General features: G+C 65.9%; 11 protein-coding genes. 5 read left to right on the forward strand and 6 right to left on the reverse strand.

The genetic code is table 11. From position 1 onward, the window contains the following. Positions 1-47: 47 nt before the first annotated feature. The 4 genes from metG (at position 48) to QQL87_RS02070 (ending at position 4,539) form a co-directional block, all read left to right on the forward strand. Complete coding sequence (gene metG, locus QQL87_RS02055; RefSeq protein WP_284416046.1) at positions 48-2,162, forward strand: methionine--tRNA ligase; 2,115 nt, start codon at positions 48-50, stop codon at positions 2,160-2,162. Beyond that, on the forward strand, positions 2,162-2,953 hold the full coding sequence (locus QQL87_RS02060) for a TatD family hydrolase (protein WP_284416045.1): 792 nt from the start codon (positions 2,162-2,164) through the stop codon (positions 2,951-2,953). The genes metG and QQL87_RS02060 overlap by 1 nt, the downstream gene beginning before the upstream one ends. Beyond that, a complete protein-coding gene (locus tag QQL87_RS02065) occupies positions 2,950-3,747 on the forward strand; it encodes an MBL fold metallo-hydrolase (RefSeq protein WP_284416044.1) in 798 nt (265 codons plus the stop codon). The genes QQL87_RS02060 and QQL87_RS02065 overlap by 4 nt, the downstream gene beginning before the upstream one ends. A gap of 162 nt (positions 3,748-3,909) precedes the next feature. Further along, a complete protein-coding gene (locus tag QQL87_RS02070) occupies positions 3,910-4,539 on the forward strand; it encodes an antibiotic biosynthesis monooxygenase family protein (protein ID WP_284416043.1) in 630 nt (209 codons plus the stop codon). Positions 4,540-4,642: 103 nt separating this feature from the next. Here QQL87_RS02070 and QQL87_RS02075 read toward each other — a convergent pair whose 3' ends face one another. The 4 genes from QQL87_RS02075 to QQL87_RS02090 all read right to left on the reverse strand — a co-directional run bounded on the left by QQL87_RS02075 (position 4,643) and on the right by QQL87_RS02090 (position 10,853). Further along, on the reverse strand, positions 4,643-6,286 hold the full coding sequence (locus QQL87_RS02075) for an acyl-CoA synthetase (RefSeq protein WP_284416042.1): 1,644 nt from the start codon (positions 6,284-6,286) through the stop codon (positions 4,643-4,645). 28 nt (positions 6,287-6,314) lie between these two features. Beyond that, positions 6,315-8,201, reverse strand: coding sequence for a TRAP transporter large permease (locus QQL87_RS02080; RefSeq protein ID WP_284416041.1), 1,887 nt, complete (start codon positions 8,199-8,201; stop codon positions 6,315-6,317). Between the two features lie 33 nt (positions 8,202-8,234). Beyond that, complete coding sequence (locus QQL87_RS02085; RefSeq protein ID WP_284416040.1) at positions 8,235-9,254, reverse strand: TRAP transporter substrate-binding protein; 1,020 nt, start codon at positions 9,252-9,254, stop codon at positions 8,235-8,237. A 438-nt stretch (positions 9,255-9,692) separates the two neighbouring features. Further along, positions 9,693-10,853 carry a DUF5691 domain-containing protein gene (locus tag QQL87_RS02090; RefSeq protein ID WP_284416039.1) on the reverse strand — a complete coding sequence of 387 codons (1,161 nt, stop codon included), beginning with the start codon at positions 10,851-10,853 and terminating at the stop codon, positions 9,693-9,695. Positions 10,854-11,114: 261 nt separating this feature from the next. Between QQL87_RS02090 and QQL87_RS02095 the strand changes: the two genes are divergently transcribed. Further along, positions 11,115-11,972: a hypothetical protein gene (locus QQL87_RS02095; protein ID WP_284416038.1), complete on the forward strand. Its 858-nt coding sequence runs from the start codon at positions 11,115-11,117 to the stop codon at positions 11,970-11,972. A 54-nt stretch (positions 11,973-12,026) separates the two neighbouring features. Here the strand turns inward: QQL87_RS02095 and QQL87_RS02100 are convergent, their stop codons facing one another. Both QQL87_RS02100 and QQL87_RS02105 read right to left on the reverse strand, forming a co-directional pair. After that, positions 12,027-13,496, reverse strand: a complete 1,470-nt coding sequence (locus QQL87_RS02100) for an ATP-binding cassette domain-containing protein (protein ID WP_284416037.1) — start codon at positions 13,494-13,496, stop codon at positions 12,027-12,029. After that, positions 13,493-14,422: a branched-chain amino acid ABC transporter permease gene (locus tag QQL87_RS02105; protein WP_284416036.1), complete on the reverse strand. Its 930-nt coding sequence runs from the start codon at positions 14,420-14,422 to the stop codon at positions 13,493-13,495. The genes QQL87_RS02100 and QQL87_RS02105 overlap by 4 nt, the downstream gene beginning before the upstream one ends.

Below are 14,422 nucleotides of genomic sequence, written 5' to 3' on the forward strand. Positions count from 1 at the left end.
TCGCCAGGACTAATCCGTCGACCGACGTCGTCAAAGAGGAATTTGCCGTGGCCAAGGCCAGCAAGACTACCGTGAAGAAGGGCAAGCCCGCGAGCAAGGGCGCCGCGAAGAAGGCTGCTGCCAAGAAGACTGCGAAGTCGCCGGCAAAGAAGGCCAAGGCCAGCGCCAAGAAGGCGGCGACGGCGAAGGACAAGGACGCCAAGGACAAGGCGAGCAAGGCCAAGGCTGCGAAAGCTGCGCCTGCGAAGGCCAAGAGCAAGGCACCGAAAGCGGCCAAGAGCGCTCCGAAGAAGGCCGTAAAGGCGCCGGCCAAGAAGGCCGCGGCCAAGCCGGCGGCACCGCCGGCCAAAACGGTGACCACCAAACCCGTTGCGGCGAAGAAGGCCGCCGCGCCGAAACCGCCGGCCGCGCCGAAGAAGGCTGCGCCGGCCGTGGTCGAAGCGCCGAAGCCGCCGCGTCCCGCGAAGCCGAAGGCGCCGCGGAAGCCGAAAGTCGAGGCCGTCGCGATTCCCGAGATCGAGATCGCCGAGGCCGAAATCGTCGAGATCGAGGTGACCGAAGTCGAGGTGACGGAGATCGTGGAATCACCGGCGCCCGACGCGGCTGCGCCCGCCGACGCCAACACCTTCTACGTCACGACCGCGATCGCCTATCCCAACGGCAATCCGCATATCGGCCACGCCTATGAGGCGATCGCGACCGATGCGATCGCGCGCTTTGCGCGGCTCGACGGCAAGGACGTGTACTTCCTGACCGGCACCGACGAGCACGGGCTGAAGATGGTGCAGACCGCGCAGAACGAGGGTCTGACGCCGGGCGAGCTCGCCACCCGCAACGCCGGCCGCTTCCGCGACATGGACGAGCGGCTCAACGTCTCGTTCGACCGCTTCATCCGCACCACCGAACCGGCACACCACAAATCGGTGCAGGCGATCTGGAACCGCATGCGCGAAAATGGCGACATCTATGCCGACAGCTATGCCGGCTGGTACTCGGTGCGCGACGAGGCCTATTACGCCGAGGACGAGACGGTCGTCGACGAGCACAACGTCCGCCGCGGACCGCAGGGCACGCCGGTCGAATGGGTCGAGGAGAAGAGCTATTTCTTCCGCCTGTCGGCCTACCAGGACAGGCTGCTCGCGCTCTATGAGAGCCAGCCCGACTTCATCGGCCCGGACGCGCGGCGCAACGAGATCATGAGCTTCGTCAAGGGCGGGCTGAAGGATCTCTCGATCTCGCGCACCACCTTCGACTGGGGCGTCCGCGTGCCCCACGACGAGGAGCACGTAATGTATGTGTGGGTCGACGCGCTGACCAACTACATCACCGGCGTCGGCTTCCCCGACGAGGACGATGCCAATTGGAAGTACTGGCCGGCCGACGTGCACGTCATCGGCAAGGACATCATCCGCTTCCACGCGGTGTACTGGCCGGCGTTCCTGATGTCGGCCGGCGTGCCCGTGCCGAAGCGGGTCTATGCCCACGGCTTCCTGTTCAACAGGGGCGAGAAGATGTCGAAATCGGTCGGCAACGTCGTCGATCCGTTCAACCTCGCCGATCAGTATGGCGTCGACCAGCTGCGCTACTTCTTCCTGCGCGAGGTGCCGTTCGGCCAGGACGGCAACTACAATCACGAGGCGATCGTCGCGCGCATCAATGCCGATCTCGCCAACGATCTCGGCAATCTCGCGCAGCGCTCGCTGTCGATGATCGCAAAGCAGCTCGGCGGCCAGCTGCCGGAGCCCGGCGAGTTCTCGGCCAACGACAGAGCGATCCTGGCGGAGGCCGACGCGATGATCGGCGCCGCGCGCAAAGCCATGGCGACGCAGCAGATCCACCAATGGCTGAACGCCGTGTGGTCGGTCGTGGCCGAAGCCAACCGCTATTTCGCGGGCGAAGCGCCGTGGGCGCTGGCCAAGACCGATCCGAAGCGCCAGCACACGGTGCTTTACGTCACCGCCGAGGTGATCCGGCAGGTCGCGATCCTGACCCAGCCGGTGATGCCGACCGCGTCCGCGAAGCTGCTCGACAGCCTGGGCGTCCCCGAGGACGAGCGCAGCTTCGCGCGGCTTGGCGGCGATGTCCGGATTGCGGCCGGCACGCAGCTGCCGGCGCCGCAGGCGGTGTTCCCGCGCTATATCGAGCCGACGGCGGCGGAGTGATGCTGGTCGACAGCCACTGCCATCTGGACTTCCCGGATTTCGCTGAGGATCTGGATGGCATCGTCGCGCGTGCCGCGGCGGCCGGCGTCGGCCGCCTGGTGACGATCTCAACGCGGGTGCGCAGGCTGCCCGAACTGCTCGCCATCGCCGAGCGGTTCGAGAACGTGTTCTGCTCGGTCGGCACCCATCCGCACAATGCGGACGAGGAGGATGGCATCGCGGCCGAGGAGCTGATCGCATTGGCGAGCCATCCCAAGGTGGTCGCGCTCGGCGAGGCCGGGCTCGACAATTTCTACGACCATGGCTCCAAGGACGCCCAGGAGCGCGGTTTTCGCGCGCACATTGCGGCCGCGCGTGAAACCGGCCTGCCGCTCGTGATCCACACCCGCGAAGCGGACGAGCAGTGCAGCCGCATCCTCGAAGAGGAGATGGCGCGCGGAGCTTTCAAGGCCGTGCTGCATTGCTACACCGGCGGACGCGAGCTGGCGATGAAGGCGATCGACCTCGGACTGCACATCTCGTTCACGGGCATCGTGACCTTCAAGAAATCGGATGCCTTGCGCGCGCTCGCCGCCGAGGTGCCGGCCGACCGCATCATGGTCGAGACCGACGCGCCGTATCTCGCGCCCGGCAAGTTCCGCGGCAAGCGCAACGAGCCGGCCTATGTGGTCGAAACCGCGAAGGTGCTGGCGGAAACCCGCGGCGTCTCGTTCGAGGCGTTCTCGCGCCAGACCACCGAGACCTTCTTCAAGCTGTTCTCCAAGGTGCCGCGGCCCGAGGTGCACGCATGACGACGACGCTCACCATCCTCGGCTGCGGCTCCTCGGCCGGCGTGCCGCGCCCGGCGCTGGGGTGGGGCGCCTGTGACCCGAACAATCCGAAAAATCGCCGCCGCCGCTGCTCGCTGCTGGCAGAGCGCCGCGGCGCGCATGGCATCACGCGCGTCGTGATCGACACCTCGCCCGATCTGCGCGAGCAGCTGATCGATACCGAGGTCGATCACATCGATGCGGTGTTCCTCACCCACGAGCATGCCGACCAGACCCATGGCATCGACGATCTGCGCTCGGTGGTGATGCACCAGCGGCGGCGCATTCCGGTCTACCTGAACCAGTCCACCGCCAAGGACATCATGCACCGGTTCTCGTACTGCTTCATCTCGCCGCCCGGCAGCGACTACCCGCCGATCCTGACCCAGCACTCGATCGAAGCCGGCGAGACGCAGGCGGTGGAAGGCAAGGGCGGCGAGCTGAAGCTGACGGCGTTCCTGGTCCAGCACGGCAACATCCCCGCGCTCGGCTACCGCATCGGCGACGCCGCCTACACGCCGGACCTCAACGACATCCCGGAGGAGAGCTGGGGCGCGCTGGAAGACCTCGATCTCTGGATCATCGACGGCCTGCGCCCCGCGTCGCATCCAAGCCATTTCTCGGTCAACGACGCGCTCGCCTGGATCGAGCGCTTCAAGCCGAAGCGCGCCGTCATCACCAACATGACCGCCGACCTCGACTACGAAGTGCTGCGCCAGAGCCTGCCGGAGGGCGTAGTGCCGGCATATGATGGGATGCGGCTGGAGATCGGGTAAAGCACCCCGGTTGATACGGCCGTCATTGCGAGGAGCCGAAGGCGACGAAGCAATCCAGAGTCGTCGCGGGACCCTGGATTGCTTCGCTTCGCTCGCAATGACGCTTTTGGTCGGCCTCGAGGTTTCCAGTTCTGCCAACACCAAGAACATGGAGAAACTGCCATGTTGTCGCTGTTCTTCGAGGTCGAGGTCAAGCCGGGACGGCTCGACCAGTATCTGCAACTCGCCGCCGCGCTGCGGCCCGAGCTCGACGCGCTCGGCGGCTGCCTGTTCCTCGATCGCTTCCGCAGCCTGTCGCGCGACAACCTGATCCTGTCCTATCAGATCTGGCAGGACGAGGGCGCCATGGCCGCGTGGCGCGTCCATGCCCACCACCACGACATCCAGACCCTCGGCCGCGACAAGGTGTTTTCCGACTATCGTCTTCGCGTCGCCGAGCTGATCCACGAGGTGAAGCCGGGGCAGGCCGCCTGGCAGCCGGAGCGCCGCGGCACCTACAATGATCCGAAGCGGAGGGCGCCGACCTATGTGCTCGTCCTCGAAACGGCTGAGCCGCAGCTCAGCGCTGGGACGGACCTGCCGGTCGCGAGCTTCTCCAGCGTCTATCGCGAGGGCCGTTTCGCGCATCTGATCGAATTGCCGGATGAGGCGACCGGGCTTGCGCTGAGCACACGGCTGCTCGCCGAACCCGGCGCCGACAACATTCGCGTCGTCGAGATCGTCAGAGACTACGGCATGTACGACCGCAGCGAAGCGCCGCAGTACTATCCGGAGAAGAGCAGGGATTTGTAGCTTCGTCATTGCGAGCGCAGCGAAGCAATCCAGGGCTGAGCAAGGACTCTGGATTGCTTCGCTGCGCTCGCAATGACGGCTTGGTTGATATTGTGCCTCTCAGCTACGCCGAGATCGCCTTGGCCGAGTCGACCTGATTGCGCAGCAGGAATTTCTGGATCTTGCCGGTCGACGTCTTCGGGATCGGGCCGAACACGATCGTCTTCGGCGTCTTGAAGCCGGACATGTGGCTGCGGCAATAGGCGATGATCTCGGCCTCCGTGGCCTCGGCGCCGTCCTTCAACTCGACGAAGGCGCAGGGCACCTCGCCCCATTTCGGATCGGGTTTTGCGACGACGGCGGCGAATAGCACGGCGGGGTGTTTGTAGAGGATGTCCTCGACCTCGACGGACGAGATGTTCTCGCCGCCGGAGATGATGATGTCCTTGGAGCGGTCCTTGATGATGACGTAGCCATGGGCGTCGAGCACGCCGAGGTCGCCGGTGTGGAACCAGCCGCCGGCAAACGCTTCCTGGGTCGCCTTGTCGTTCTTGAGGTAGCCCTTCATGACGATGTTGCCGCGGAACATCACCTCGCCGATGGTCTCGCCGTCGCGCGGTACCTCCTGCATCGTCTGCGGGTCGAGCACGGTGACGGCTTCCTGCAACGGATACGGCACACCCTGGCGGCGCTTCATCTGCGCGCGCTCGGCGGCGGGCAGGTCGTCCCAGCCCGGCTGCTCGGCGCACACCGAGGCAGGGCCATACACTTCGGTCAGGCCATAGACATGCGTCAGCTTGATGCCGATGCTCTCGGCGCCTTCGAGCACGGCCACCGGCGGCGCGGCGCCGGCGATCAGGCCGACCACCGGCTTGTCGCGCTTGCCCTTCGGCGCATCCGGCGCGTTGATCAGGACGTTGTAGACGATCGGCGCGCCGCACATGTGGGTGACGCCGTGGGTCTTGATCAGCTCGAAGATCCTGGTCGGCTCGACCTTGCGCAGGCAGACATTGATGCCGGCCGCCGCGGCCATGGTCCAGGGGAAGCACCAGCCGTTGCAGTGGAACATCGGCAGCGTCCAGAGATACACCGGATGCTGTCCGAGCCCGCCCGCGAGGATGTTGCTGACGGCGTTGAGGTAGGCGCCGCGGTGATGGGTAACGACGCCCTTGGGATTGCCCGTCGTGCCCGAGGTATAGCTCATCGCGATCGCGTCCCATTCATCTGCGGGACGGCGCGGCTCGAAGGTGGGATCGCCCGAGGCGACGGCGGCCTCGTATTCGATCTCGCCGATGCGGCTGCCGCCGGCATAGGAGGCGTCGTCGACGTCGATCACGAACGGCTTGGGGTTGCTCATCAGCTTGAGCGCTTCGCTGATCACGCCGGAGAATTCCGGATCGACCAGGATGATCTTGGCCTGGCCGTGATCGAGCTGGAACGCGATCGACGGCGCATCGAGCCGGATGTTGAGCGTGTTGAGTACGGCGCCGGCCATCGGCACGGCGAAATGGACCTCGTTCATCGCCGGGATGTTCGGCAGCATCGCCGCGACCGTGTCGCCCTCGCCGATGCCACGGCCGGCGAGATAGGACGCGAAGCGCCGGCAGCGTTCATAGGTCTGGCGCCAGGTGAGGCTGCGGCCCTCATAGACCGTGCTGACATGATCGGGATAGACCGCCGCGCTGCGCACCAGGAAGCTGAGCGGGGTCAGGGGCACGTAGTTGGCCGGGGTCTTGTCCAGGCCGATCTGATACTGGTTCGTGCTCATCGCTGTCCTCCCTCGTCACCTCAAGAGTTTACAGGAACCCGATCGAAATCCACGGAAAAATCGCCACGATGATGAGGCCGATCAGAAGCGCCAGCATATAGCCCCAGATCGGCCGGATGCCCTCGGCGGGATCGACCCGGCCGATCGCGCAGGCGGCGTAATATCCCACTCCGAACGGGGGGGCGAACAGGCCGATTCCCATCGCCAGGATCACGACCATGGCATAATGCACCTCGTGCACGCCGACGGCGCGCGCGATCGGAAACAGCAGCGGCCCGAACAGCACGATCGCCGGAATGCCCTCGAGCACACTGCCGAGGATCGTGAACGCGATGATCGAGACGGCGATGAAGGTCGCAGGACCGCCCGGCAGGCCCGTCATGGCCGCCGCCAGCGACCGCGAGAATCCGGACTGTGTCAGCCCCCAGGCCATGCCGGTGGCCGTGCCGATGATCAGCAGGATGGCGCCGGACAGCGCCGCCGTCTCGACCAGCATCGGCCTCAGGCGCCGCCAGTCGAAGCGGCGATAGATCAAGAGGCCGGCGAGGACGCCATAGACGATCCCGATGGTCGAGACCTCCGTCGCGGTGGCGATGCCCTCGACCACGGCGGCGCGGATCACGAAGGGCAGGGCCAGGGCAGGGACCGAGACGATGAAGGCCTTGCCGATCTCGCGGCCAGTGGCACGGCGGACACCGCTCATGTCCTCGCCCCGATAGCGCCACCACACCAGCGTGCACAGCGTGAATGCGAGCACGACGCCCGGCAGCAGGCCGCCGGTGAACAGCGCCGCGATCGAGACGCCGGTGACCGAGCCGATCGTGATCAGCACCAGGCTCGGCGGGATGGTCTCGGTCTGCGCGCCGGTGGCGGCGAGCAGGGCGACGAGATCGCCCGGCTTGGCACCGCGCGCCTTCATCTCCGGAAACAGCACCGGCGCGACCGCGGCCATGTCGGCCGCCTTGGCGCCTGATATGCCCGACACGAGATACATCGCGCCGACCAGCACGTAGTGCAGGCCGCCGCGGACGTGGCCGAGCAGGCTCGCCAGGAACGCGACCATCGCACGCGCCATGCCGGTCATCTCGATCAGCAGGCCGAGGAAGACGAACAGCGGCACCGAAAGCAGGATGAGGTGGCTCATGCCCTCGTCCATGCGGCCGACCAGCACCATCAGCGGCGTACGCGTCGTCAGCGACAGATAGCCGAAGATCGCCAGCCCGAACGCGAACGCGATCGGGACGCCGGCGAAGACACAAAAGCCGACCACGCCGACGAAGAAGATGATCAGGTTGAGGTTGCCGAGCGGCTTGAGCGCCGGCTGCGCCAGCCAGAACAGCGCGACCACCGCTGCAATGGAGATCAGAGCCAGCAGCATCGTCTTGAGACTGGCCGCGCGCGCCAAGCGGATCAGCGCAAACAGCGCCATCAGGCCGATGCCGACCGGCAGCGCCGCGGCGCGGCAGATATTGGAGATCTGCAGCGCCGGCGTGGTGATGTAGCTTTCCTCGTAGGCGTAGTCCCACGACGGCCAGGCGATCATCACCAGGAACGCCAGCGCAGCCGCCGTGGCGACAAGATCGAGATAGGCGCGCAAGCCGGGGCTCGCGCGCGCCACCATCGCGGTCATGCGCATGTGCTCGCCGCGGCGGAACGCCACCGCGGCGCCCAGCATCGCGAGCCACAGGAACAGGATCGAGGCCAGTTCGTCCGACCAGATCAGCGGCCGGTGCAGCCCGTAGCGCGCGACCACGCCCGCGAACAGGATGACGATCTCGGCGACGACCAGCAGCGCCGCCGGGATCTCGACCAGCAGGCCGAGCCAGGATTCGAGCGTATCGAGAAACGACCGCCGGCGAGGGGACTCGATGATCACCTCGCCGATCGCGATTTCCGTGTACTCGGCATGCGCCATGACGTCACCCGAACGCGCTTACGTCAGTCCGACTCAAGACAGCTTGCCGACGGCCTTTTCCAGCAGCGCCCAGGCCTCGTCGCCATACTTGCCCTTCCACTCAGCATAGAATCCGGCGGTGCGCAGCTTGTCGCGGAACGGCGCCACGACGGGCTGATTGAACGTCAGGCCCTTCGATGCGAGGTCCGCCTGCAGGCCGGCATTGAGCTTGGCAACGTCCTCGCGCTCCTTCACCGCGGCGGCGTTGATGTGCTTGGCAACGATGGCGCGCATGTCGGCCGGCACGGCTTCCCAGGCGCGGCGGTTGGCCAGGAACCAGAAGCCGTCCCACATGTGGTTGGTCAGCGAGCAGTATTTCTGCACCTCGTAGAGCTTGGCGGTCGAGATGATCGCGAGCGGGTTTTCCTGGCCCTCGACGACCTTGGTCTGCAGCGCCGAATAGACCTCGCTGAAATTGATCGAGGCGGGTGCGGCCTCGAACGCCTTGAACATCGACGTCCACAGCGGCGACACCGGCACGCGGATCTTGAACCCCTTGAGGTCGTCCGGCCCGTTGATCGCCTTGGTTGACGACGTCGTCTGGCGGAAGCCGTTGTCCCAGATCTTGTCCATGACCATCAGGCCGGCCTTGCTGATCTGGCCGCGCACATAGGCGCCGAGATCGCCGTCCATGGCCTTCCAGACCGTGTCGTAGTCCGGGAATGCGAAGCCGATGCCGTTGATCGAGGCCGCCGGCACGAGCGTTGCCAGGATCAGGCCCGAGAGCGTGAAGAACTCGACGCCGCCGGAGCGGATCTGGCTCAGCATGTCCGTGTCGGAGCCGAGCTGGTTGTTCGGGAATATCTGCAGGTCGAACTTGCCGTTGGTCTCGGCCTTGATCGCCGCCGCCATCTCCTTGGCGCGGACGTTCAGCGGATGCGTGTCGGGCAGGTTGTTGGCGTACTTGTAGGTAAAATCGGCGCTCTGCGCGCGCGCGACATGCGGGGCCGCGATTCCACCCAGAACGGCCGAGGCCGCAGTGGCCTTCAACAGCGCGCGTCGTGACAGGCTCATTCTCGTTTCTCCCTTACGAAGCTTCTTCTTGTTGCATCTGCGCCGAATGACATCGCGGACGAATCCTGCGACGTCAGCGGCGTCCGTCTGCGCTTATTGCAGCGATGGGCCGCAGCGGCAATATCGGCGTTCGCGACAGACGCCACGGAGCGGCTTCCGAGGGTTTTGGAGCCACCATCGAGGGAGGTTCGCGGAGCCGTCTGGAAGACCCGGCAACGGAGGAAGATCTGAGCTCTTGGCGCCAAGCCGCTGATCTTCCTCAGCATATAAATATTCCATAATATACCTTATGCGAATTGGCTATGCCGGTTTCGGACCGATCCCCCACCAGTCCTTCGTGGCCGAAACTCACGGGACTCGGTCTTGCCGTTGGGGATGTCACCTCGGTGGCGCGGGTTCATCGCTGGCTTCAAGGCGGCGGCCAAGCCCAGGCGCGCGTCAGAGCGCGAGATTGAACTTCAGCATGGTCAGGCGCGGATGGGTTTCTTTCATTCCGAGCGCGACGGCCTGGTGGAGTATCTCGCGGGCTGTATCCTTGTCGACGACGAGGCCGAGGATCCGCAGCGGGTCGTACATCTTGTTGACGGGCAGCTCCCCGGTTTCGAGCTCGGCCGTCACAGAACTGGTCCAGTGCTTGTAGGGCCCCCAATGGCTCATCTGGGGCGCCGTCAAAGTGCCCCTGTCAGGTCCCAGAAAATCTCCGACGCTGTGCCAATAGTTCGACCGGAAGGTTGCGCGCAGTCCCCGCTCCCACAGCGGACGGGCCACGCCTTCAAACAGCGCCATCGGAATCGAATCGGAAGACTCGTTGATGTCCAACAGACGCGAAGCGACGACCGAGCGTATCTCGACGTCGCCAATCTCGACCACGAGCCGGATGAAGTCGTCGCCGAGCTCCGTCAAGTCGCTCTGTTGCGCCATGTCCAGCGGGGTGACACCACGCGCCTGCGCCAGTTGATCGAGCGTTTGACGCGCTCCTTCCGTCTCCACACCGATCAGCGCCTTGAGCTTGCTTTCTGCCACAGCGCGCACCTTCGCCGACCGATCGGCGAGAAAATGCTTCAACAGACGCACCTGCGATGGGAGGCTGTCTCGAGGCCATGCACCTCTGTCGATCGTGGATAGCAGCTCGAGTCGCACGGCGGTCGGTTCCGACGGCCCCAGCGACACCAGCAGATCATAGGCGGCCTGACGGTCCCTCCGGAGCAGGTCTTCGAACGCCCGTACCCGGCGTTTCGGTTTCCATCGCGCCCAGTTCGCCGCGGTGAGGCGATTTCCCTCGTGGAACGGCGTCACGCCATTGTCCGACAACCAGTCGACCCACGGCTGATACAGCGCGGCATATTGCGCACTCCCAGGAGCAGGAACCCAGTCCGATGGATGGGCGCAGAAGCCGCGCGCTTCCGCCAACGCGAGAAAATCGACGAGCGAACCATTGCCGAGCGGAAGTTCGTAGTCGAGGATGGCGCGAAAGGCCGTGCGGGCCGCGTCGCGCATGCGGGGAAGCCTGAGCTCCGGAAGATGCGACGCCAGCTCGGCGTCGGCGGCGCGGGTGACGGCAAAGCGCCGCTTGATCTGCAACAGTTCGCCAATGGACATTCGTTCGTCCTTCGATCGCGCCGCGCGTTGCGACCATCGAGTCGCTGCGCTTCCCTTTGTCGAGCACCGTAGCGATCAGAGGTTGAGGTTCGGCTAAAGGCCACGGCCATCATCGATGGTCTCGTCATCGCCGGGCGGCGTGACCGTGCACGTGTGAAATCGCCCCTCGTTCGTCACCCTGCAGTCTTGGTTTGGTCAAAGCCCTTGGCCAAATCGCAGGCGGGATTGGGCATGGGTGTTTCGCATATGGGACCCGAGGTTATGCCAGTTCAGTCGACGCCGAAGGAAGTCGATCCGGGCGATGTCGCGCTGTCGCCCGAGAACGAGCTCTGCGAGCAGATCTATCAACGCGTCCTCACCGAGGTGCGCGCCCGGATCGATCAGCGGATTGCGGCGATCGAGGCCCAGGCCGAAGCTGAAGCCGACGCTGAAGTGGAAGCGACCGAAGCTGCCGTGACCGCAGCCGACGCCGCGACCACAGCTGCGCCTCCTGCAACCCGGCGCCGGCCGGTGGTTCGCGCGGCGATCACGCTTGCGGCATCCGCCGGGCTCGTCGGCGCTGTCGTCACCTTGGCGCGCGATCATACGGAGACCCTCACCTCGGTCACCGACCGGATCGAGGCGGCGATTCAATCCATCCGTCGCGAGGCTCCCCAGATGGCGATGCCATCCGTCGGACGGGAGATGCCGATGGCCGGATCGAGCGCGGCCGAGGCCGCAGAGACGCCCCCAGCCTTGCCATCCCTCTTGCCGTCCCCATCTGCGTCACCATCGCCGGAGGCCGCGCCAGGGCGGTCCAGCGATCCGTCCTCCGCCATGGCGGAAGCCACGCCCGAGCACGACATGCCGGCAGCTCCCGATCGGGATCTCGCGCCCCTAATCGAGAAGATCGCGCACGACGTCGCCGCGCTGCAGACCGGGCTGCAGGATCTGAAGGTCAGCCAGGAGCAGGCCAGCCGCGATCATACCAGGGCGATCGAGCAACTGCAGGCAAGCCAGGAGCAGCTGGCGCGCACATTCCGGGCGTCGAAGACCGAGGCAGCGACGACCGTCGGTGCAGCCGTGCGTCCCGCGCCCCGCCCGCCACAGGCGCGCCCTCCTCGGTTTCCGAACTTCTGAGCTGATGAGATCCGGGCAGGGAGCAGGGACACCCCTGCTCCCTGCCCCTCGCCTTCAAAGATAGTTCGCCGCGGCTTCCGCCTCGAAACGATCCGGCGGGCCTTCCCAGACGATCTTGGCGTGGTCGAGCACGTAGACGCGGTCAGCGTGCGGAAGCGCGAAGGTGACATTCTGCTCGCCGAGCAGCACCGTGATCTTTGTGGTCTCGCGCAGCCGGTCGAGCGCCTTGGACAGTGTCTCCAGGATCACCGGCGCCAGTCCAAGCGTCGGCTCGTCGAGGATCAAGAGCTTCGGCTTCATCATCAGGGCGCGCGCGATCGCCAGCATCTGCTGTTCGCCGCCCGACAGCGTGCGCGCCAATTGCGGCTGCCTGGTCTTGAGGATCGGAAACAGCCCGAACAGCCAGTCGAGCCGCTCGCTGCGTTCCGCATCGGGCAACGCATTGCCGCCGAGCTCGAGATTTTCGCGCACGCTCATGTCGCCGAACAATTCGCGCGTCTCCGGGCACTGCACGATGCCCGAGCGCGCGATCTGCGCCGCGGTGCCACCGGCAAGGCTGCGCCCTGCCCATTTCACCTCGCCGGAGAACGGCACCAGGCCGGAGATGGCGTTGAACAGCGTCGTCTTGCCGGCGCCGTTGAGACCGACGACGGAGACGAACTCGCCTTCGTGGACGTGCAGCGAGACGTCCTGCAGCGCCTGAGCCTTGCCATAGAGCACGCCGACCTTGTCGACCTGCAGCGCCGGCGTGACGTCCTTGAAGCTCGCCTCGGGCCGCGCGGTTGAAACGAGCGCGCCGCCGAGATAGACGCGGCGCACGGTCTCGTCCTGCATCACCTCGCTCGCCTTGCCCTCGGCGATCTTCTCGCCGAGATACATCGCGAGCACGCGGTCGACCAGCGCCGAAACGCTCTTGACGTTGTGGTCGACCAGCAACACGGCATGGCCGTCGTCGCGGAATTCGCGAATGAGATTGGAGAAGTCGGCGACCTCCGAGGCGGTGAGGCCGGCGAACGGCTCGTCGACCAGCACCAGCTTCGGGCTGCGTGCGACAGCCTTCGCAAGCTCGAGACGGCGCAAATCGGCGAACGCCAAGGTCGGCGGCCGGCGCTCGATGACCTTGCCCAGGCCAACGCGCTCGGCAATCGCACGGGCGCGCGCATCGACGTCCTTGTCGGCGAACAGCCGCAGCAGCTTGTCCGGCAGCAGCGCGACCTTGATGTTCTCCAGGACGGTCTGGCGCGCCAGCGGGCGCGAATGCTGGAACACCAGCCCCACGCCCATGCGCGCGATTCGATGCGATGGCAGGCCTGCGAGTTCGACGCCGTCGAGCTTGACGGAGCCCGCGGTCGGCCGCTCGACGCCCATCACGCTCTTCATCGCGGTCGACTTGCCTGAGCCGTTGGGCCCGATGAGACCGAGGATCTCGCCGGGGCGGATCGAGAAGCTCAGATCCTTGACCGCGACGAGGCCGCCGAAGCGTTTGGTGAGGCCGCTGACCTCCAGCATCGGAGCGCCGCTCATGCTTTGGCCCCTCCCCTGATCATGCCCAGGAATCCATCGGGGAAGAACAGGATGACCACGAGCGCGATCACCGAGACGATCAGGGTGGCGAGCTCGCCGAGCGGCCGCAGCAACTCGCCCATGCCGATCAGGAAGATTGCGCCGATCGCGGCACCGATCACGGTGCGCCGGCCGCCGAGCACGGCGGCGATGATGATCTGCACGCCGACGCCGACATCGACGAAGGTCGAGACCGAGGCGGTGCCCATGTAGAACACCATCAGCGCGCCGGCGAGGCCGGAGAAGAACGCGCTGACGACGAAAGCGGCGAGCTTGTGCTTGGTGACGTTGAAGCCGAGCGCGCCGGCCTGGATCTTGTCCTGGCCGCTGGCCTGCAGGATCAGGCCGATCGCGCTACGCGACAGGCCGAAGAGAATCGCGCCTGACACCAGCATGAAGCCGAGCGCGATCCAGTAGTTGGTCTTGGCGTCGATCGAGATGACGTCGGGCACCGCGAGGCCGATCTCGCCGCCGGTCAGCCCGGCGGCGACGACGATGAAGTTCTGCAGCATCAGCACGGCCACCAGCGTGGTAAGGCCGAAATACGGTCCGCTGACGCGCAGCGCCGGCAGCGCCAGCACGACGCCGCCGACCACCGCCGCCAGCGCGCCGGCCGCGATGCACAGCCAGATCGACAGGCCCGGCGAGAAATGCGCGTCGAGAATGCCGGCCGTGTAGGCGCCGACGCCGATCAGGAAGGTCGGACCGAAATTGACCTCGCCGGCGAAGCCGAACAGGAGATCCCAGGACATCGCGAACACCGCCGTGTAGTACGCAACCGTCAGCAGTCCGAGGACGTAGCCCGAGACATAGGTCGGCAGCACGAGCGCGACAATTACGGTGGCGAGGCCGATCCAGAACAGCCTGGATGAGACGAAATTCGGCAT

The sequence above is a fragment of the Bradyrhizobium sp. SSBR45G genome (genome assembly GCF_030159255.1).
GTDB lineage: Bacteria > Pseudomonadota > Alphaproteobacteria > Rhizobiales > Xanthobacteraceae > Bradyrhizobium.